Annotated in this window: 14 protein-coding genes and 1 tRNA gene; 5 read left to right on the forward strand and 10 right to left on the reverse strand. The window is 65.0% G+C overall.

Annotation, left to right across the window (positions count from 1 at the left end):
- Window positions 1–4 precede the first annotated feature (4 nt).
- Both NLM33_RS06085 and NLM33_RS06090 read right to left on the reverse strand, forming a co-directional pair.
- Window positions 5–1,168 carry a PspA/IM30 family protein gene (locus NLM33_RS06085; protein WP_254095215.1) on the reverse strand — a complete coding sequence of 388 codons (1,164 nt, stop codon included), beginning with the start codon at window positions 1,166–1,168 and terminating at the stop codon, window positions 5–7.
- 328 nt (window positions 1,169–1,496) lie between these two features.
- The gene (locus tag NLM33_RS06090; RefSeq protein ID WP_254095216.1) at window positions 1,497–1,757 is read right to left on the reverse strand and encodes a hypothetical protein; all 261 of its coding nucleotides are present in this window, start codon (window positions 1,755–1,757) and stop codon (window positions 1,497–1,499) included.
- A 260-nt stretch (window positions 1,758–2,017) separates the two neighbouring features.
- Here NLM33_RS06090 and NLM33_RS06095 point away from each other — a divergent pair, with 260 nt between their 5' ends.
- Window positions 2,018–2,197, forward strand: a complete 180-nt coding sequence (locus tag NLM33_RS06095) for a hypothetical protein (protein ID WP_254095217.1) — start codon at window positions 2,018–2,020, stop codon at window positions 2,195–2,197.
- 432 nt (window positions 2,198–2,629) lie between these two features.
- Here NLM33_RS06095 and NLM33_RS06100 read toward each other — a convergent pair.
- The 8 genes from NLM33_RS06100 to NLM33_RS06135 all read right to left on the reverse strand — a co-directional run bounded on the left by NLM33_RS06100 (window position 2,630) and on the right by NLM33_RS06135 (window position 14,755).
- Window positions 2,630–2,703 (reverse strand) — tRNA-Cys (locus NLM33_RS06100).
- Between the two features lie 365 nt (window positions 2,704–3,068).
- A complete protein-coding gene (locus NLM33_RS06105; protein ID WP_254095218.1) occupies window positions 3,069–3,836 on the reverse strand; it encodes an ABC transporter ATP-binding protein in 768 nt (255 codons plus the stop codon).
- A gap of 110 nt (window positions 3,837–3,946) precedes the next feature.
- Complete coding sequence (locus NLM33_RS06110) at window positions 3,947–4,663, reverse strand: ABC transporter permease (protein WP_371930103.1); 717 nt, start codon at window positions 4,661–4,663, stop codon at window positions 3,947–3,949.
- 186 nt (window positions 4,664–4,849) lie between these two features.
- A complete protein-coding gene (locus NLM33_RS06115; RefSeq protein WP_371929908.1) occupies window positions 4,850–5,590 on the reverse strand; it encodes a tRNA-uridine aminocarboxypropyltransferase in 741 nt (246 codons plus the stop codon).
- A 57-nt stretch (window positions 5,591–5,647) separates the two neighbouring features.
- Window positions 5,648–8,749 (reverse strand): efflux RND transporter permease subunit, encoded by a 3,102-nt coding sequence (locus NLM33_RS06120; RefSeq protein ID WP_254095220.1) that lies wholly within the window; start codon window positions 8,747–8,749, stop codon window positions 5,648–5,650.
- Window positions 8,749–11,895, reverse strand: coding sequence for an efflux RND transporter permease subunit (locus NLM33_RS06125; protein WP_254095221.1), 3,147 nt, complete (start codon window positions 11,893–11,895; stop codon window positions 8,749–8,751). Before NLM33_RS06125 ends, NLM33_RS06120 begins: the two co-directional genes overlap by 1 nt.
- 27 nt (window positions 11,896–11,922) lie before the next feature.
- The gene (locus NLM33_RS06130) at window positions 11,923–13,365 is read right to left on the reverse strand and encodes an efflux RND transporter periplasmic adaptor subunit (protein WP_254095222.1); all 1,443 of its coding nucleotides are present in this window, start codon (window positions 13,363–13,365) and stop codon (window positions 11,923–11,925) included.
- Window positions 13,355–14,755, reverse strand: coding sequence for an efflux transporter outer membrane subunit (locus tag NLM33_RS06135; RefSeq protein WP_254105669.1), 1,401 nt, complete (start codon window positions 14,753–14,755; stop codon window positions 13,355–13,357). The genes NLM33_RS06130 and NLM33_RS06135 overlap by 11 nt, the downstream gene beginning before the upstream one ends.
- Before the next feature lie 479 nt (window positions 14,756–15,234).
- Between NLM33_RS06135 and NLM33_RS06140 the strand changes: the two genes are divergently transcribed.
- From NLM33_RS06140 to NLM33_RS06155, 4 genes are all read left to right on the forward strand, one after another.
- The gene (locus tag NLM33_RS06140) at window positions 15,235–16,545 is read left to right on the forward strand and encodes an NAD(P)/FAD-dependent oxidoreductase (protein WP_254095223.1); all 1,311 of its coding nucleotides are present in this window, start codon (window positions 15,235–15,237) and stop codon (window positions 16,543–16,545) included.
- Window positions 16,546–16,549: 4 nt separating this feature from the next.
- A complete protein-coding gene (locus tag NLM33_RS06145; RefSeq protein WP_254095224.1) occupies window positions 16,550–17,401 on the forward strand; it encodes a DUF1365 domain-containing protein in 852 nt (283 codons plus the stop codon).
- A gap of 89 nt (window positions 17,402–17,490) precedes the next feature.
- On the forward strand, window positions 17,491–18,720 hold the full coding sequence (locus NLM33_RS06150; protein ID WP_254095225.1) for a cyclopropane-fatty-acyl-phospholipid synthase family protein: 1,230 nt from the start codon (window positions 17,491–17,493) through the stop codon (window positions 18,718–18,720).
- 84 nt (window positions 18,721–18,804) lie between these two features.
- Window positions 18,805–19,839 (forward strand): cysteine synthase A, encoded by a 1,035-nt coding sequence (locus tag NLM33_RS06155; protein ID WP_254095226.1) that lies wholly within the window; start codon window positions 18,805–18,807, stop codon window positions 19,837–19,839.
- Window positions 19,840–19,965: the final 126 nt, after the last annotated feature.

A 19,965-nucleotide genomic window follows, 5' to 3' on the forward strand; every position in this document is an offset into this window, starting at 1 on the left:
AAACTCAGGAGCGCGTCTTCAACCGCGCAAGCCTCGCCGCAATCTCCTTGTCGCGATGCAATGCGCTGAGCTCGTCGATGTCGCTCGAGAACGCAATGCCGGCCGGCACGCCGGTGGCCCGCGCCACCGCCCTGCCCGCGCGCAGCGCCTTTGCTGCGGCCGAGTTGCCGGCCTGTTTTTTCGACGTTGCGGTCGAATGTGTGCCGGCGGCGGCCTCGCTCTTCTCGAGATCGGCGCGCCGCTGCTCGGCATCCTGGAGGGCCGAGAGCACCGCGCGCAGCGAGGTGACGCATTGCTCGATCTTCTCATTGTTCTCGTCGAACGCGCGCGACAGCACTTCGAACTGCGCTTCGAGGTCCATCTGCCGTGCGATGCCGGCGCGGGCGAGATCGTCACGGCTGTCGTCGATCGCGCCCTGGATCTTTGCGGCGAGATCAGTCATCGCGCGCTCGATCTCGCTGCGCCGGGCGTTCAGTCGATATTCCTCGGCGCGCGCCGAAGCGAGCGCTTCGCGGGCCTCGTTCTCTGCGTTCTCGATCTCGCGGATGGCCTGGCCCACGACCTTCAGCTTGTTCTTGCCTTCGGCCTGCTCGATCGCGTCATAGGCGATGCCTGCGATCAGGCGTCCGACCCGGGACAGGAAGTTCTCGGGGGCGGCAGCGATGGTATCCATGGCGTTCTCCTCCTCTGGCAGATTGTTCGGCGTGACGCCGTAGTGAATTTCGAAACCGTCATCGGTGCGGATCAGAAGGGCGGGCACGCTCTGGCCCCAGCCCTCGGCGTAGCCAACGTAATCGAACGGCACGCTGAAGCGCCCCTGCACGGTGGCGATGGAGATCGTGGTCGGGCCCTTGAGCTTGGCGAGCTTGTCGTCGAGCGGCAGCCGCCGGCCGCTCGCCGCGCGATATTCAGCGCGGTTGCGCAGGCCCAGCGTCACCAGGCGTGACGGCAGACCGGTCTGTTTTCGGATTGCGTCGTAGGCGTGGGCATGCAGCAGCACGACGTTGGAGCCCACATTATGCGTGCGGGCAACCTCCTCCAGGATCTCCATCATGCGGTCATAGGCCTCGAAGGTCGCCTCCAGCGCGGCTTTGACGGCCGGCTCAGGGGCGAGCCTGTAGCGCAGCGCGGACGGCGCTTCTCGGGGCGACGGGCTCATGGAAAGCACTAAAGCACCATTTTGGTGCTTTACAAGGGGGATCGACGATCACGTTCCACTGATCCTTATGCACTCTACTGATTAGTCGCCGCGGGCACGGGCGGCGTTCAAGGTGTCCGGTCACCGATAGATCACCGCCGATCAAGACTTCTTGCACGCGGCGGTTGCAGTTTGCATCGAAATGGGGGCAACGGCGCGGTGTCGGCTTCAAGATCGCGTTCTCGCCGTGGACGCCGTCACGCACAGGCTGTCCGCAGCATATCCACAGGGCTGCGGCGTCGATTCCGGCTGCGCGCAAGCTCACTTGATGCGCACAAATCCACAGCCTGGCCGGGCTTCAACCGCCCGCCTGGTCGAACACGGCGCGGCAGGCCTCGCTCAGGCTCGGCTTGTTGCGGCGCAGGCACGCGGTGATGGCGCGGACGTTGGGGATCTCGCCGGCGCAGAGACGGTAGACGTCGGGAGTGCAGGCCCGGCGCTGCTCGGAGGTGCCTTGTGCGGAGGCGGCGGAAGCAAACAGCGCCAGGAACAATCCGAGAGTCGAGGCCCGGCGGGCCCGGCTCTTCACGCCTGCAAACTTCAGGAACCTCGCCCTCATGGTTGCGTCTCCTGTCGCCCGCCCCCGGCCCCCATTGGCCGGTGCCACGCCAGACTTAGGGGAAAGAAACTTCTGGGAATGTGATCTCTTTCACACTGCCGGAACGGTGGAACCGCCTAGGTTCCGCGCGGGGTTTTCTTAGGGAATCGCTAACCAATCGAGCGCCGATCGACGGATCGATAAAATTCGACCGTTCCGCTCAATTGGGAAAAAAGCCGGTTTTGCGAATTTGCGCCGACGGGAATGGTCCGGAGGGTGCGATGAGCGAAGCCGAATTCAACTTGCTGCTGGATGCCGTGCGGGCCGCCATCGAGCCCGTGCCGGAGGAGGAATTCGTGCCCCGCTCGTGGAAATTCGACGCGCCGCTCAAAGCCGCCAACGACAATGAAGGCGCCTGGCCGCTGCTGCCGTTTCCGGATGGCTGGTACGCCGCCTGCTGAGCGCGACGCCCCTCGCTCTTCTCTCTCCGCTACGTCCGTCGGAACAGGTCGCCGCCTCGCATGTAGCGGCGACAATCAATCAGCTTTGCAATCAGCTTTGAGTGCCTGACTGGTCGTCCGACTCACGCGGGTCCCTGACAGGACCTGCGGAGGGAAAGATGCTCTCATAGATTGCGCGGGCTTCCCGTATCAGACGGGCCCGCTCCAGCTCGGACTTCGGAATAAATCGGACGATCTCGCCCACGTGCGCTCCAGGATTTTCGGCTCGAGGATTCATCATCTAGGTGATGCGATCTTCATGCCAAGGCACCTGAATCGCGGTTAACCGCCAACCCCGGACAAATCCGGGTGAGTTCCGGGCGCATCACATCGGGCGGCCCGGAGGCCCGCGCGCGACGGCGTCATTTTTGTTGGAAAATCAGGAGCTTGTGATGGAGGCCACGACCAGAATTGAACTGGTGTAAACGGTTTTGCAGACCGCTGCGTAACCACTCCGCCACGTGGCCCCGTAAGGCCGGACTGATATAGGGGATCAAGGACTTAGGCAACCGCCTTCATCCGACTTCCCGATCAGTTGTGGAAGGTCGTCCAAATTGCGGCGGGGCGGCTGCTACCCAAGCATCTGCGACAGTTTGATACCTGCACAGATGATCATCCCCCACAGCGCGAAATTGATCTCGATCGCGGCGAGCATGAGCGTTCTTCCCAGGTGGCACAACTTTAGCCTGTAGTGCTCAGTGTCTACGATCGCTCAGCCTCGTCAGGGGCTCCAGCGCATAATTTCCATTTTTTTGCCACTCCTGCCTTGGTCGGGTCACAAACGTAAACAAGCGGTGGTGCCCGACTCACGGTTCCAACAGCAGGCCGGGAGTTACGCCCTGCCCTCGCCGGCGCCAGTCAGATATTGGCCGAGGATGTCTTCGGTTGAACCCGCGGCGGCGATCCGTCCCTCACGCAACAGGATCGCGCGGTTGCAGGTGCTCTTGATGAGATCGATGTCGTGCGAGGCGAGCACGAGGATGCCGGCGCGGGCCACGATCGCGTCGAGCCGCTGGCGCGCTTTCTTGCGGAACTGCTGGTCACCGACGCCGATCCACTCGTCGAGCAGCACGATCTCGCCCTCGATCGCGGTTGCCACCGCGAAAATCAGGCGCAGCATCATGCCGCTGGAATAGGTGCGCAGCGGCAGGTCGAGCCGGTCGCCGAGCTCGGTGAACTCGGCTATCTCCGCGCGCCGCGCCTCGATCTCGGTGCGCCGCGCTCCGATCACCAGCCCGCGCCGCAGGATGTTCTCGTAACCGGTCGCCTCCTCGTCGAAGCCGGCGGCGAGATCGAACAGCGACAGGCAGCGGCCGCAGACGTCGACCGTGCCCGCGGTCGGATGGTAGATGCCGGCCAGCACTCTGAGCAGCGTGGTCTTGCCGGCGCCATTGGCGCCGATGATGCCGAGCCGGTCGCCGGCGTGGATATCGAGATCGACCCCGTTCAGTGCTGAGACAAGGTGCGGGCGCGGCGCATTGCCGGCACTCCGCAGCGTCACCGCGCGCACGAACCGGCTGCGCAGCGAGCGGTCGCGAAACGACAGCACGGGAAATGAGACCGAGACATTGCGCAGCACGATGTGGGCAGCGGAGCTCATGGCGCGCACCTAAAGCATGATCCGGAAAAGTGTGAAGCGGTTTTCCGGAAAGATCATGCGCAAACAACAACCTAAAGAGCGATGACGATTCATCCTAATCTCATCGCTCTTTAGAGCCAGTACGCCACGCGATGGCGATATCTCGCGTAGCAGCCGAGGCCGATCACCGCCATGCCGACCGCGTAGAGCGATCCGAGCAGCCACTGCTCCGGATCGGCCGGCTGCGACAACAGCGGCTTGCGCACGAGATCGAGCAACGTCGCGAACGGATTGACCCGCGTCAGCCAGTGGAAGGCGGTGCCACGCACCGCGTCCTCGGTCCACATGATCGGCGTGAGGAAGAAGACGAATTGCAGGCCACTGACGATCGCCGACCCGATGTCGCGAAAGCGCGCGCAGAGCAGCCCGAGCGCGGTCGCGCCGCCGACCAGCGTGACCAGCAGGATCGCAAAGCCGGGAACGGCGAGCACCAGGGTCCAGTGCAGCGGCCAGGGCATCACGACATAGAGCAGAACGACCAGCAGCAGATGATGAAGGAAGATGACGACGTTGCGCGCCGTCATCTGCAGTACGTGGACGATCAGGGGCGCGGGCACGGCCTTGATCAAATGGCCGGAGGCCACGAAGACGTTGGAGCCTTCCTGGAGCGTTGCTGCGATCAGGGTCCAGACGATCAGGCCGACGGCGAAGGACGGCAGGAAGACCGCGACGTCCTGCTTGAACAGCGTCGCATAGACCGTGCCGACGCTGGCGATGGTTGCCGCGAGCGTCAGAGTGATCCAGAGCGGGCCGATCACGGTGCGGCGATAACGCAAGGAGATGTCCATCAGGGCAAGCGTGCCCCAGCGGTCGAATTGCGCGCTTTGCCTGAAAATTTCCCTGGCCGCAGCCTGAATGCGACTTCCCATCCCGCTCCTGGCTTTCCAACGCTAGGCCCGATCACGGGATGGAAACAAATCCCCCCGAGTCTCTATCTGCCCGCTCTCCTGCGGGCAAGCCCTCGGCGCTGGCGGTCAGCCGCGGCGGCTGCGGCGAAAATCGCGACGGCGGCCTCGGCCTGCCGGTTTTGGCGCAAGTTCGGGCATCTCCGCCAGCACTTCGCGGTAGCGTGTTAACATCCGTTCAAAACTCGCATGCAGCGTCTCGGCAATCTCGGGCCGCTGCTGGAGGCTCGCGAGCATCATGGCCGCAGCCTCGATGGTGGCGAGCCCGTCACGGCGCGGCTCGCGGCGCAGGCGCCCATAGCGCGAGGGCCTCGCGGGATTGAGGATCACACGCTGGCACTTCAGCATCCAGGGATTGCGCCACCACAGCGCCTTGGCCTGGCTCCAGGTGCCGTCGAGCAGCACCACGCCCTCGATCCTGTTCAGGATGGCGCGCTGATTGTCGGCGATCTCGCCCTTGCGGGTCAGCGCGATGATCTCGGCGTCGCTATCGAGATCAGTGGCGCGCGCGGAGCCGAGATAGAGCACCGCCCAGCGCGCGGGATCCGCGACCGGCCGCCCGAGCGCCTTGGCAAGGCTCGGCCACGACAGCCCGACCCGCACCGTCGCATCGGCAAAATGCCGCGCCGTCAGCCGCGCGGTGCCGAGCGCCCTGTCCTGCTCCTGCGGATGCTGAAGGATCAGGAGCGCAACGCGGCTGTCGAGCGGCGTGACGCTGTCGCAGATGCAGAGCGGCATCGGCTTCTGGCAGTGCGGACATTCGGCGACGGGTTCGGGAGCTGCGGTGGCGACGTCAGACAGGTTCGACATCCCGCCGCTATACGCTTGGCCCAGGCCTTCAACAACCGTTATTGCCTGCAACAACCGTTATTCCGCGGGCGCATGCACTGCACCCGGCTCGGAACGGCGGCGCAGGCGATCGATCAAGAGATAGATCACCGGCGTCGTGTAGAGCGTCAGGATCTGCGACACGAACAGGCCGCCGATGATGGTGATGCCGAGCGGACGCCGCAGTTCGGTTCCGGGTCCCGTCGCGATGACCAGCGGTATGCCGGCAAACAGCGCCGCCATGGTCGTCATCAAGATCGGTCGGAAGCGCGCCTGGCAGGCCTCGAAGATCGCATCGGCCGAGGACAGGCCGCGCTGCCGCTCGGCGTCGAGTGCGAAGTCGACCATCATGATGCCGTTCTTCTTGACGATGCCGATCAGAAGGATGATGCCGACGAAGGCGATCACCGTCAGCGGCGTGTTGGTGAGCTGGAGCGCGAGCAGCGCCCCTAACCCGGCCGATGGCAAGGTCGAGATGATCGTGAGTGGATGGGCAAGGCTCTCGTAGAGCACGCCGAGCACGATATACATCGCCACCAGCGCGCCAAGGATCAGCAGCGGCTGCCGGCCGCTGGTCCGGGCGAAATCGCCGGCGTTGCCGTCAAAGCTGCCGCGAATGCCTTCGGGCATGTGCAGCTCCTCGACCGCACGCTGGATGTTCTGGGTCGCGACCTGCAACGGCACGTCCGGCAAGGTGTTGAACGACACGGTCGTCGAGGGGAATCCTTGCGAGTGAAACACGGCGAGCGAAGCGAGCCCGCGCTGGGCACGGACGACGGCTGACAACGGCACCTGCACGTCATTGGCGCCCGCCACATAGATGCGCTCGAGATTGGTCGGGTCGACCTGGAATTTCGGATCGGTCTCCAGCACGATCATGTACTGGTTGCGTTGGGTGTAGATGATCGAGATCTGCCGCTGCGCAAACGCGTTGTTCAGCGCATTGTCGATGTCCTGCACGCGGACGCCGAGCCGCGAGGCGTTCTGGCGGTCGATGGACAGGGTGAGCTGCAATCCGCCGGGATCGCGATCGGCGGAAACGTCGGTGATGCCTTCGACCGTCTCCATTCGCTTGGCGACGATCGGCGCCCACTGCTGCAACAGGTCGAGATCGGTGCTCGACAGCGTATATTGGTAGTTCGAGTCGCTCTGCCGTCCGCCGGCGCGGACGTCTTGTGCCGCGAACATGAACAGGCGGATGCCGGCGACGCGATAGAGATTGCGGCGCAGGCGATCGATGACGATCTCGGTCGAGACATAGTTCCGCTCGGCCGGCGGCTTCAGGCTGATGAACATGGTGCCGCGGTTGGAGGTGGCCGGGCCCGGCCCGCCGCCGCCCAGCACCGAGCCGATGCCGGCAACGGCCGGGTCGGCCATCACGATGTCGGCGAGCTGCTGCTGCAAGCCCAGCATCGACTGGAACGAGATATCGGCAGACGCCCGCGTTGCGCCGATGACGAAGCCGGAGTCGTCGGTTGGAAAATAACCCTTGGGGATCTTGATGTAGAGCGTCACCGTCAGCCCGATGGTGGCGAAGAAGACGAGCAAGGTCAGCAGCGGAAATTCGAGCCCCGTGCGCAAGGTTCGGGCATAGAAAGCGACGATGCGCGACAGTGAGCCTTCGATGACGCGGTCGAACAGCGTCGCCGTGCCCGATGTGGTCTGCCGGATGTAATGGGCGCAGATCATCGGCGTGACCGTGAGCGAGACCAGCGTCGAGACCACGATCGCAAAAGTCAGTGTCAGCGAGAACTCGCGCAGCAGGCGGCCGACGATGCCGTCCATGAAGATCAGCGGCGTGAACGCCGCGATCAGCGACAGGCTAATCGACAGCACGGTGAATCCGATCTGCTTCGCCCCCTCCTGAGCTGCCTGGAACGGCCGCATGCCATGCTCGAGATTGCGGAACATGTTCTCAATCATCACGATGGCGTCGTCGACCACGAATCCGACGGAGATCGCGAGCGCCATCAGCGACAGATTGTCGATGGAGAAGCCGGCGATCCACATCCCGGCGCAGGTCCCGGCAAGTGCAAGCGGCACCGAGATGCCGGCCGCGATGGTCGGTGTGATCCGGCGCAGGAACACGAACACCACGACCATCACCAGGATGGCGGTCGCAAGCAGCGTCCACTGCATGTCCTCGACGCTGGCGCGGATCGTGCCGGTGCGATCGACCAGCGTCGAAATCTCGACCCCTGCCGGAATCCATTGTTTCAGCTCGGGGATCAGCGCCTTGACGCGGTCGACGGTGTCGATGACGTTGGCATCGCCCTGCTTGGTGATCTGCATGATCACCGCCGGCTGCTTGTTGAACCAGGCGATCGAGCGGGCGTTGCGGACGGAATCCTCGATCTCGGCGACATCGGAGAGCCGGACGAAATTGCCGTTCGCACTCTTGATCACGATGTCGCGGAATTCCTTCGCGGTCCGCATCTGCCGGTTCAGCCCCAGCGTCTCGCTCTGGCGCTCGCCGTTGAAGATGCCGACCGGGCCGAGCGGATTGGCATTGATGATCGCGGTCCGCACGTCGTCGGTGGCGATGCCGGCATTCGACAGCGCGACCGGATTGAGCTGGATGCGAACCGCCGGCTGGTCAGCACCGCTGATCGTCACATTGCCTACGCCCGGCACCTGCGAGATGCGCTGTGCCAGCACGGTATCGGCGACGTCGTAGATCGCACTGGTGGTGAGGGTTTTCGAGGTCAGTGCCAGCACGTAGACCGGGGCGCCCGCCGTGTTGGCCTTGCGGAAGCGCGGCAGCGCCGGCAGATCGCTCGGCAGGTCCACCAGGGAGGCGTTGATGGCGGCCTGCACGTCGCGTGCAGCCCGATCGATGTCGCGGCCGATGTTGAATTGCAGCTGAATACTGCTGACGCCGAGCGAGCTGGTCGAGGTGATCTGATTGATGCCGGCAATCTCACCCAAGCGCCGCTCCAGCGGCGCGGCGACGGTTGCCGCCATTACGGAAGGATCGGCGCCAGGGCGGCTTGCGGAGACGAAGATGGCGGGAAAATCGACGTTCGGCACCGAGGAGACGGGCAGGAACTCGTAGGCCACGACGCCCAGGAGAAACAGCCCGATCGAAAGCAGCGTGGTGGCGACGGGCCTGCGGATGAAGGGCTCCGAGATCGATGCCATCACATGCCCTCGGTTGCGCCCGCAACCGGCGGGCCTCCCGGCTCGACCGGGGGCAGCGCGCGCTCGAGGCGGCGGTTGATCCGGTCGAGCGCGAGATAGATCACCGGGGTGGTGTAGAGCGTCAGCAACTGGCTGAGCAGAAGGCCGCCGATGATGGAGATGCCGAGTGGAAAGCGCAGCTCCGAGCCGGTGCCGCTTTCGATCGCAAGCGGAAGCGCGCCGAACAGCGCCGCGAGCGTCGTCATCATGATCGGGCGGAAGCGCAACAGGCAGGCCTGAACGATCGCTTCCGTCGGCGCCATCCCCTGCCCACGCTCTGCTTCCAGCGCGAAGTCGATCATCATGATGGCGTTCTTCTTGACGATGCCCATCAGGAGGATGATGCCGATCAGGCCGATGACGGAGAGGTCCTGCCCGAACAGCACCAGTGCCAGGATCGCGCCGACGCCGGCGGACGGCAGCGTCGACAGGATCGTGATCGGATGGATGTAGCTCTCATAGAGCACGCCCAGCACGATGTAGATCGTGATGACGGCAGCAAGCAGCAGCCAGGGCTGCCCGGCGAGCGCCTTGGCGAATTCGGCGGCATCGCCAGCGTAGACGCCGACGATGCTGCCAGGCATGCCGATGCGGGTCTCGATCGCCTTCACCGCGTCGACTGCGTCGCCGAGAGCTGCGCCCGGTGCCAGGTTGAAGCTGAGCGAGACCGCCGGGAATTGCGCCTGGTGCGAGATCGCCAGCGGCGCCGTCGTCCGTGTGAGCGTCGCCACGGCCGACAGCGGCACTTGGGCGTTGGGCGCGCCAACCGTGGCGCTCGCTCCGCCCGGCAGATAGAGTTTTGACAGGATCGACGGATCGCGCTGGTACATCGGCAGCGCCTCCAGCACCACGCGGTACTGGTTGGCCTGGCCGTAGATGGTGGAAATCTGCCGCTGCGCGAAGGCGTCGTTCAGGGTGTCGGTGACGGCTTGCAGGTTGACGCCGAGCTGGCCGGCGCGGGTTCGGTCGATGTCGAGCTGAGCGCGCAAGCCGCCTTCCTGTGCCTCCGATGATACGTCGCGGAACAGCGGATCGCGCCGCATCTCGGCGACCAGCTTGCGCGACCATTCCGAGACGGATGCCGCGTCGGTGCCGGTGAGCGTGTACTGATATTGCGAGCGGCTCGACTGGGTCGAGATCTGCACGTCCTGGACCGGCTGGAAGTACACGGTCATGCCGGGGATCGCGGCAACCCTGTTCTTCAGCCTGTCAATGACCACGCTGACGTCGTCGCGCCGCTCGCCGCGCGGCTTGAGCGTCATGACGAGGCGCCCGACATTGGTGGTCGGGTTGACGGAGCCCGCCCCGATCACCGAGACGACGCCGACCACGTCGGGATCGGCCTTGATGGCATCGGCGGCCTCGGTCTGCCGCTTCTGCATCTCGGCGAAGGAGACGTCGGCGCCGGCCTCCGTCACTGCCGTGATCGAGGCCGTATCCTGGAGCGGCAGAAAGCCCTTGGGCGCGACAACGTAGAGAGCCAGGGTCGCGATCAGCGTCGCGAAGGTCACGACCAGCGTCGCGCGCTGATGCTCCAGCACCCATAACAGGCTGCGGTGATAGAAGCCGACGGTCCAGTCGATGAAGCGGCTGACCGCGGCGAGCCCCGGGACCGCCAATTCCTCATGGGCGTGCTTGAGGAGGCGCGAGCACATCATCGGCGTCAGGGTGAGCGAGACCACCGCCGAGGTCACGACCGCGATCGTCAGCGTCAGCGCGAATTCGCGGAACATCCGACCCACGAGGCCCGACATGAACAGAAGCGGGATGAAGACGGCGATCAGCGACACGGTCAGCGAGATCACGGTGAAACCGATCTCGCTCGCGCCGCGGAGCGAGGCCTGCATCGCGGTCTCGCCATTCTCCATGTGGCGGACGATGTTCTCGATCATCACGATGGCATCGTCGACCACGAAGCCTGTGCCTATGGTCAGCGCCATCAGCGACAGATTGTCGAGGCTGAAACCGGCGAAGTACATGATGCCGAAGCTCGTGATCAGCGACAGCGGCAGCGCGACGCCGGCGATCACGGTCGCACGCAGCGAGCGCAGGAACAGCAGCACGACCAGCGTTACCAGCACGACGGCGAGGATCAGCGTGAACTGCACGTCATGGACGGAGGCCCGGATGGTGACGGTCCGGTCCGAGACCACGGTCAGGTTCACGCCGGCCGGGATCGTGCGCTGGACTTTCGGGATCTCCGCCCGGATCTGGCTGACCACGTCGATCACGTTGGCGCCGGGCTGGCGCTGGATGTCGATGATCACCGCCGGCGTGCCCTGATACCAGCCGCCGGTCCGGTCGTTTTCCAGGCCGTCGACGATCTGCGCGATATCACCGATGGTGACGGGCGAGCCGTTGCGATAGGCCACGATGACCGGCCGGTAGGCATCGGCCGCGGCGATCTGGTCGTTGGCCGCGATCAGGTAGGACTGCTGCGCGCCGTCGAGCGAACCCTTCGGCCCCGAGACGTTGGCATTGGAGACCGCGCTGCGCAGATCCTCCATGGCGATGCCGTAGGCGGCAAGCCGCGCGAGGTCGGCCTGGATGCGCACCGCCGGTTTCAGCCCGCCCAGCACGGAGACGCGGCCAACGCCGGAAATCTGGCTCAGCCGCTGCGCCAGGATCGTATCCGCGATGTCGCTCATCGCCCGCAGCGAGATCGTGTCGGAGCGCAGCGCAAGGGTCATGACCGGCGCATCCGCCGGGTTCACCTTGGCGTAGGTCGGCGGATAAGGCAGCGTCCTTGGCAGCACGCCGGCGGCTGCGTTGATCGCGGCCTGCACGTCCTGCGTCGCGCCGTCGATGTCGCGGTTGAGATCGAATTGCAGCGAGATCTGGCTGACGCCGAACGAGCTCGTCGAGTTCATCGCCGACAATGACGGGATCTGGCCAAGCTGCCGCTCCAGCGGGGCGGTAATGAGCGAGGCGATGACGTCGGGGCTCGCGCCGGGCAGTTGCGTCGTCACCTGCACGGTCGGGAAGTCGACCTGCGGCAGCGCGGAGACCGGAAGCGAGAAATAGCCGAGCGCACCGCCGATCAGCAGCGCGATGCCGAGCAGCGAGGTCGCGATCGGCCGGCGAATGAAGGGTTCGGAGACGCCCATGACGCGATCAGTCGGTCGAGGTCGGGATCATGGCTGCTTTGCTCCACTGCCCGATGAATCTGCCCCCTGCGCCGCTCCGGTCTGGCCCTTCTGGTCGCCCTCACCGCTTTGCCGCTTGGCGCGGCGCTCGCCATCCTTGCCTTGCCCGTCCTTGGCCCCCTCCTTGGCCCCGTCTTTGGCCTGGCCATCCTTGGCCTGCCCGTCCTTCGCTTGACCGCCCTTCTGGGCATCCGGCGCGCGAGTACGCTTGCGCGGCGCAAGATCGGCCGACGGCGTCTGGTCGTCACGGCCGACGATCACCTTGGAGCCGTCGGAGAGATTGGCAAAGCCCGTGGTGACGACGCGATCGGTCGGCGACAGGCCGGTTGCGATCACGGCGTCATGCTCGTTCTGCTGCGTCACCGTCACGGGTTTGGCCGAGACGATATCGCCGTCGCCGATCACATAGCTGAAGGTTCCGATCGGCCCGCGCTGCACGGCCGATGTCGGCACCACGAGCGCTTTCGGCAGCGTCTCGACCTTGAGGCGGACATTGACGAACTGGCCCGGCCAGAGCTGGTAGTTGGCGTTGGGGAATTCCGCCTTGAGCTTGAGGGTCCCGGTCGTCGGATCGACCTGATTGTCGATGCCAGTCAGCTTGCCGGTGTCGATCACCGTGATGCCGTCATTGCCGAACACGTCGACCGGCAGCGTGCCTTTCGACGCGGCGGCGTTGACGCGCATGATCTGCTGCTGCGGCAGGCTGAACCACACTGCGATGGGCTGCAGCTGCGTGATGACGACGAGGCCCGTGATGTCGGAGGCATGGATGATGTTGCCCTGGTCGACCTGGCGAAGGCCCGCGCGGCCCGAGAGCGGCGCCACGATCTTGGTGTAGCTCAGCGTTGCCGCTGCATTGTCGATCGCGGCCTGGTCGGCCTTGACCAGCGCCTCGGTCTGCGCGACCGCCGCGCGCTGGGTGTCGGCCTGCTGCTTGGAGCCGGCGTTGGAGGCAGCGAGCTGCTCGTAGCGTGTGAGGTCGATGCGCTGGTTGGCGAGCTGGGCCTGGTCCTGGGCCTTCTTGGCCACCGCCTGATCATACTGCGCCTGGTAGATTGCGGGATCGATCTCGGCGAGCACGTCGCCCTTCTTGACGTCCTGGCCTTCGATGAAATTCACCGCGATCAGCTTGCCGTCGACCTGCGAACGCACGGTGACGGTGTTGAGCGCGCGGATCGCGCCGACGCCGTCGAGATAGACCGGCACGTCCTGGACGCGCGGGGACGCCGCCAGCACCGGCACAGGCAGATCGGGCCGCGCATTGCGGTCATTCGCCGGCTTCTGGTGCCATACGGTCCAGCCCAGATAGCCGAGCCCGCCGAGGATCACGAGCGTGATCAGCGTGGAAACAAAGCGGCGGACGCGCCGGGACGTGCTGCGCTTGCCCGCCTCGTCCTTCGCGCCTTCCTTCGTATCCGGCTTAAAGAGCATTGACCGGTTTCTCCATTCTCGGCTCCCAACCGCCGCCCAACGCCTGGTACAGGCTGACGATCGCCAGAAGCCGCGCGAGCTGCGCCTGCCACAGCGCATCTTCCGCCTGAAATAGTGTCTGCTGGACGTTCAGCACAGCCACGATGTCGGCCGTTCCAGCGCGCAACTGTTGCTCGGCAAGATCAAAGGCGCGACGCGACGACGCAAGCACATCGCGCTGCAATTGCAGCCTGATCGTGGTCTGCTTGATCGAATAGAGCGCGTTGTCGACGTCGGCGAAGGCCTGGACGATGGTCTTGCGGTAGATCTGCAGCAACTCGTCCTGGCGCGCCTTGGCAAATTCGAAATTGCCCAGAATCTTGCCGCCGTCGAAGATCGGCTGCGTCGCGCTGCCGACCAGCTGGAAGAAGGCCGCGTGCGGCTGGAAAAGCGACACCAGCGCCGAGCTCTGATAGCCGCCGTTGCCGGTGAGCTGGATGCTCGGAAAGAACTGTGCGCGGGCATTGCCGATATTGGCGGTGGCGGACGCAAGCTGCGCTTCCTGCCGGCGAATGTCGGGCCGCTGCGTCAACAGTTCGGACGGCAGCCCCGGCGTGACGCGCGGGATCGCGATCTGGTTCAGCGAGCCGCCCGCGACGCGCACGCTCTCCGGCGGCCGCGACACCAGCACGGCCAGTGCATTGACGTTCTGGTCGAGCGTCTGCCGGAGCGGCGGCACCAGCGCCTTCTGGTTCGCCACCACGCTCTCCTGCTGCGCGACGTCGAGGTCCGTGCCCGTGCCCGCCTTGCGCCGCTCCTTGATGGCATCGAGGATGCGCTGGGCACTGGCGATGTTGCGCTGCGCAGTGCGCAAGCGGTCCTGCGAGGCCAGCACCTGGAAATAGGCGTTGGCGACGCTGGCGAGCGTGGTCAGCGCCACCACGTCGCGATCGAAGCGATTGGCGCTGGCCGTCTCTTCGGCCGACTGGAGAGCGTCGCGATTCTGGCCCCAGAAATCCAGCTGATAGCTCGCGCTCAGCGAGGCCGAATAGTTGACGACCTCGCGGCCGCCATTGGTGAGACCAGAGGACGAGGAGCCTGAGGTGCGCGAATAGGTCTCCGAACCCGAGCCGGACACGCTCGGCAGCAGGGCCGCTCCGGCCTGCCGCGCCTGGGCATCGGCCTCGAAGATGCGCGAGACGGCGGCGGCGATGTCCAGATTGACGGTCTGCGCCTCCTCCATCAATTGCGTCAGCTCCACCGATCGAAAGCCGCGCCACCAGTCGAGCGGCGGCGGCGCATCGGGTTTGCCGGCGTATTTATACTGGCTGGGCACGTCGAGCGCCGGATCGGGCAAGTCCTGCGTCAGCACGCAGCCGGCGGAGCTCAGTGCCAGGCCGAGCGCCACCATCCGGCCCGCTGCGCCCAGCAGCCGGGGTGCGGGACCGTACGATCGCCGGACAGCGACCATCGGGAATCTTCGGGTCACATCCACCCCCTGCCGGGCAGACGCAACTGCCACCGCGCGGCCGGATTAACCGATTCGCGGCGGGTCAGTTGGGGTGTGGTCTCCGTTTCGTTCACAGCGTGATGCTTTCCAGGAACCGTGCCGCATATTAGCGGGGCGTAACGGGGGCGGACAGTCCCGCAACTGCGAAGCCCGCCCCGCAACCGGGCTTCACGAAGTCGCGAGACACGCAGGTTTTGCCTATCTTTATAGGGCTTTCTCGCATTTCGACGCGCTCCCGGGCGGGCGGCAAGCTTACCAACATTTCATGTGTCATTGTCGCCACAGCGGGATCTGGACGCCACGGAAGGGCTGCTCTCCACTGAAACCTGCGCCGCAACGCACCGTAGCTTGTCCGACATCAAGCGGCAGGGGCATTGCACATGCGCATCGCGGTCATCGGAACGGGCATTGCCGGCAACGCGGCGGCCTGGACGCTCTCACGACGCTATCCGGTGACGGTCTATGAGCGCGAGCTCCGCCCCGGCGGACACAGCCACACCGTCACGGTCGATTATGACGGCACGCCGATCGCGGTCGATACCGGCTTTATCGTCTATAACGAGCTCAACTATCCCGACCTGACCGCGATGTTCGCCCATCTCGGCATCGAGACGGTCGAGAGCTGCATGAGCTTTGCCGTATCCGCTGACGGCGGGCGATTCGAGTGGCGCGGGGGCGGCAACGACTGGTGGTCGACGGGTGCAGGGCTCTTCGCCCAGCCCGGCAATCTGCTCTCGCCGTCCTATGTACGGATGCTCGCTGACATCGCGACGTTCAACCGGCAAAGCGTGGCCGACCATCATGCCGGGTCCCTCGCCGGCCTGACGCTCGGCGATTATTTCGCGCAACGCCGTTTCTCGCAGCGGCTCCTCACCGACTATCTCGCGCCGATGGGGGCGGCGATCTGGTCGACGCCGGCTGACGAGATGCTCGACTTTCCGGCCGAGAATTTCGTCGCCTTCTTCGACAACCATCGCCTGCTGCATCACGACCGCCCGGTCTGGCGCACCGTCAAGGGCGGCTGCCGGCGTTATGTCGAGAAGCTGACGGCGACCTACGCAGACATCCGGCTCGGCTGCGCCGTCACCGCGATCGAGCGCACCGCGCATGGCGTCGTCGTCCATGACAGCCACGGCCACCACGACAGTTTTGATCATTTGGTGATCGCTGCCCACAGCGACCAGGCGCTCGCCATGCTGTCCGATGCCGACGCGGACGAGCGCCACATCCTCGGCGCGATCGGCTACGCACCGAACACGGTCTATCTGCATCGCGACATCAGGCTGATGCCAAAGCGCAAACGCGCCTGGGCGTCCTGGAATTTCCTGCGCTGGCAGCGCGAGGGCACGAGCGCGAACGACGTCGCCGTGACCTATTGGATGAACCGGCTCCAGGGTATCGATCCCGACAAGCCGCTGTTCGTCAGTCTCAACCCGCCCTTCGCGCCGGCGCCGGAGCTCACTTTCGGCAAGCATGTCTGCGAGCATCCGCAGTATAATGCGGCAGCCTTCGCAGCCCAGAAGCGGCTCGGCGAGATCCAGGGACGCCGGCACACCTGGTTCTGCGGCGCCTGGACCGGCTATGGCTTTCACGAGGACGGCCTGCGCTCGGGCCTTCGCGTCGCCGAGGCGCTCGGCGCGGTCGCCCCTTGGCGCGAGGCGCCGGTCGAGCTGGCGCAAGCCGCGGAGTAGCGCGATGGCGACAGAGGCCACCCTGCTCGCAAAGGACGCCGCATCGCTCTATGTCGGCGATGTCATGCATGCGCGGTTGAAGCCGGTCGGCCATCGCTTCAGCTATCGCGTCATGAGCCTCCTGATCGATCTCGACCGGCTCGCGGAAGCGGACCGGCAATCGGCCCTCTTCGGCGTCAATCGCGCAGGACTTTACAGTTTCCACGAGGCCGACCACGGCGAGCGTGACGGCTCCTCCTTGCGCGCCTACGCCCAACGCTGCGCCGCACGGCACGATGTCGACCTGACCGGCGGGCGGGTGCTGCTGCTCTGCTATCCCCGCCTGCTCGGCTACGGCTTCAATCCGCTGTCGGTATATTTCTGTTATCGCGCAAGCGGAGCGCTCGCGCTCGTCATCTACGAGGTGCGCAACACCTTTGGCGACATCCATCCTTATGTCCTGCCGGTCGTATCAGGCGAGACGAGCGCCGCCGGCCTGCGGCAGCAGCAGGACAAGCAGTTCCATGTCTCGCCCTTCATCGCGATGGAGACGCGCTATCATTTCCGCCTCCATCCGCCGTCCGATACCGTCCGCCTGCGCATCCTCGAAACCGACCGCAGCGGCCCGCTGCTCGCCGCAACCTTCAGCGGCCGCCGCCGCGCGCTGACGTCGCGCGGGTTGTTGCGGTCGTTTGTCGCGCTGCCGCTCGTGACCCTCAAGGTGATGGCGGCGATCCATTGGGAAGCCCTGCGGCTCTGGTTCAAGGGCGCGCGGCTGATACCACGGCCGAACGTCGCGGGCCGGCTCGACGTTAAGGCTGCCGATCAAACCGGCTTGGCGGCCGCCGAAACGCGCGCTTATACTGTTCGTCGCTGACTTCCTGCGGGGGCGCTCTCGGGTCCAGCGAGAACCGGGATCGGCGCGGCTGCCTGTGCGGTCGGACAGTGCCAGTTCAGGTGATGCCGATGTCGAACGCGATCCCGGTCACCCCCGATAATGTCGAGACGGTCCTCGCCGACCTGCCGCGCCTGGTTCGCCTCGCGCTCGCCTTCGGCTCACGCCTGAGGCGCGGCACGCTCGAGGTGATCCTGCCCGACAGCCGCGTCATCCGGCTCGGCGGCCTCGAGCCCGGCCCGAACGCGGTGATGCGGCTGCACAATTACAGTTTTGCGCCGCGCCTCATCAATGGCGGCGATATCGGGATTGCGGAAGCCTATCTCGCCGGCGATTGGGACACGCCCGATCTCACGCAGTTCCTCTACATCTTCTGCGTCAACCACGACCTGATCCAGGCCATGCTCCGCGACAAGCCGCTGATGCGCCTCGTCCAGGTGGTCCGGCACTGGTTCAACCGCAACACCAGGCGCCAGGCGCGGCGCAACATCCACGCGCATTACGACATCGGCAACGCCTTCTATTCGGCCTGGCTCGATCCGAGCATGACCTATTCCTCGGCGTTGTTCGAGGAGAACACCACCGATCTCACGGCAGCCCAGACCAACAAGTATCGCCGGCTCGCCGAAGCCATCGATCTCAAGCCGGGACAGAAGCTGCTCGAGATCGGCTGCGGCTGGGGCGGATTTGCCGAATACGCGGCCAAGACCTTTGGCGCGTACGTTGTCGGACTGACGATCTCGACCGAGCAGCGCGACTTTGCGCAGAAGCGCATCCACGATGCCGGTCTCGCCGAGAGGGTCGAGATCCGCCTTCAGGACTACCGCGATGAGCGCGACCGGTATGACCGCATCGCCTCGATCGAGATGATCGAGGCGGTCGGCGAGCAGTTTTGGCCGAAATATTTCGCACAGCTGCGTGATCGCCTGCTGCCGGGCGGCCTTGCCGGCATCCAGGCCATCACCATCCAGGACGGGCTGTTTCAGACCTATCGGCGCGAGGTCGACTTCATCCAGCGCTACGTGTTTCCCGGCGGCATGCTGCCCTCGCCCGCCGTGCTCAAGTCGCTCGGCGAGACGTTTGGCGTGCCTGTCATCCGGGAGCGCATCTTTGGGCAAGATTATGCCAAGACGCTTGCCACCTGGCGAAATAACTTCCGTAGCGCCTGGCCGAACCTCGTGCCGCTTGGCTTCGACGATCGGTTCCGACGTCTTTGGGAGTACTATCTCTCCTATTGCGAGGCCGGTTTCCTCTCCGGGAATATCGACGTCCGGCAGGTCGTCTTCGCAAAGCAGCATTAAGACTTTGCGCCCTCGCCTTGTGTGGCCGGAGACCCTACTTTAGGGTCTCGACCACTTCACAGAACCAGCCGGTAATTGCCTGACATGACCATCAATAACGACGTTGTCGAAGCCATCGGCAACACCCCCCTCATCAAGCTCAAGCGTGCGTCCGAACAGACCGGCTGCACCATTCTCGGCAAGGCGGAATTCATGAATCCGGGCCAGTCGGTGAAAGACCGCGCCGGCAAATGGATGATTTTGGAGGCCGAGAAGCGCTGCGAGCTGAAGCCGGGCGGCCTGGTGGTCGAGGCAACTGCCGGCAACACCGGCATCGGCCTTGCGGTCGTGGCAAGCGCGCGCGGCTACCGCACGCTGATCGTGATTCCGGAGACCCAGAGCCAGGAGAAGAAGGACTTTCTGAAGCTGTGCGGCGCCGAGCTCGTCGAGGTGCCGGCGTTGCCTTATGCCAATCCCAACAACTATCAGCATGTCGGCCGCCGCCTCGCGGACGAGCTGCGCAAGAGCGAGCCCAACGGCGTGCTGTTCGCCGACCAGTGGAACAACCTCGACAATGCCAAGGCGCATTACGAATCCACCGGCCCCGAGATCTGGGAGCAGACCGGCGGCAAGGTCGACGGCTTCGCCTGCTCGGTCGGCAGCGGCGGCACGCTAGCCGGCGTTAGTCGCTATCTGAAGGAGAAGAACAAGAACGTCGCCATCGCCTGCTCTGATCCGCATGGCGCGGGGATGTACGAGTATTTCAGGACTGGTGATCCCAAGGCGACGCCCGGCGGCTCGATCACCGAGGGTATCGGGCTCAACCGCGCCACCGCGATCGTCGAGACCGCGAAGGTAGACGATGCCTTCCTCATTCCCGACGAGGAAGCGGTCAACTTGATCTACGATCTGCTCCAGCACGAGGGCCTGTGCCTCGGCGGTTCGACCGGCATCAACATCGCCGGCGCCATTCGCCTTGCGAAAAAGCTCGGCCCCGGCAAGACCATCGTCACGGTGCTCGCCGACTCCGGCAGCCGCTACCAGTCGAAGCTTTTCAATTCGGACTTCATGCGCGCCAAGAATCTGCCGGTGCCGACCTGGCTCGAGAAGCGTAGCAACATCAAGCCGCCGTTCGTGTAAGGCGCGGCGCGCCTTCCGACCTCATCCTGAGTGCGTAGGGTGGGCAAAGCGACTTGTCCGCCGTAGCTCGAAGAGCGAAGGCGGAAGCGTGCCCACCACTTCTGTCGCGGCCGTGGAGAGATGGTG

This window comes from Bradyrhizobium sp. CCGUVB1N3 (assembly GCF_024199925.1).
Taxonomy (GTDB): Bacteria; Pseudomonadota; Alphaproteobacteria; order Rhizobiales; family Xanthobacteraceae; genus Bradyrhizobium.

Bases quoted from the DNA above. Each gene is read 5' to 3' on its own strand.
- NLM33_RS06155 (WP_254095226.1), top strand. From the start codon at position 18,805: ATGACCATCAATAACGACGTTGTCGAAGCCATCGGCAACACCCCCCTC.
- NLM33_RS06145 (WP_254095224.1), top strand. From the start codon at position 16,550: ATGGCGACAGAGGCCACCCTGCTCGCAAAGGACGCCGCATCGCTCTAT.
- NLM33_RS06140 (WP_254095223.1), top strand. From the start codon at position 15,235: ATGCGCATCGCGGTCATCGGAACGGGCATTGCCGGCAACGCGGCGGCC.
- NLM33_RS06125 (WP_254095221.1), bottom strand. From the start codon at position 11,895: ATGGGCGTCTCCGAACCCTTCATTCGCCGGCCGATCGCGACCTCGCTG.
- NLM33_RS06110 (WP_371930103.1), bottom strand. From the start codon at position 4,663: ATGGACATCTCCTTGCGTTATCGCCGCACCGTGATCGGCCCGCTCTGG.
- NLM33_RS06150 (WP_254095225.1), top strand. From the start codon at position 17,491: ATGTCGAACGCGATCCCGGTCACCCCCGATAATGTCGAGACGGTCCTC.
- NLM33_RS06115 (WP_371929908.1), bottom strand. From the start codon at position 5,590: ATGTCGAACCTGTCTGACGTCGCCACCGCAGCTCCCGAACCCGTCGCC.
- NLM33_RS06105 (WP_254095218.1), bottom strand. From the start codon at position 3,836: ATGAGCTCCGCTGCCCACATCGTGCTGCGCAATGTCTCGGTCTCATTT.
- NLM33_RS06090 (WP_254095216.1), bottom strand. From the start codon at position 1,757: ATGAGGGCGAGGTTCCTGAAGTTTGCAGGCGTGAAGAGCCGGGCCCGC.
- NLM33_RS06120 (WP_254095220.1), bottom strand. From the start codon at position 8,749: ATGGCATCGATCTCGGAGCCCTTCATCCGCAGGCCCGTCGCCACCACG.
- NLM33_RS06095 (WP_254095217.1), top strand. From the start codon at position 2,018: ATGAGCGAAGCCGAATTCAACTTGCTGCTGGATGCCGTGCGGGCCGCC.
- NLM33_RS06135 (WP_254105669.1), bottom strand. From the start codon at position 14,755: ATGGTGGCGCTCGGCCTGGCACTGAGCTCCGCCGGCTGCGTGCTGACG.
- NLM33_RS06130 (WP_254095222.1), bottom strand. From the start codon at position 13,365: ATGCTCTTTAAGCCGGATACGAAGGAAGGCGCGAAGGACGAGGCGGGC.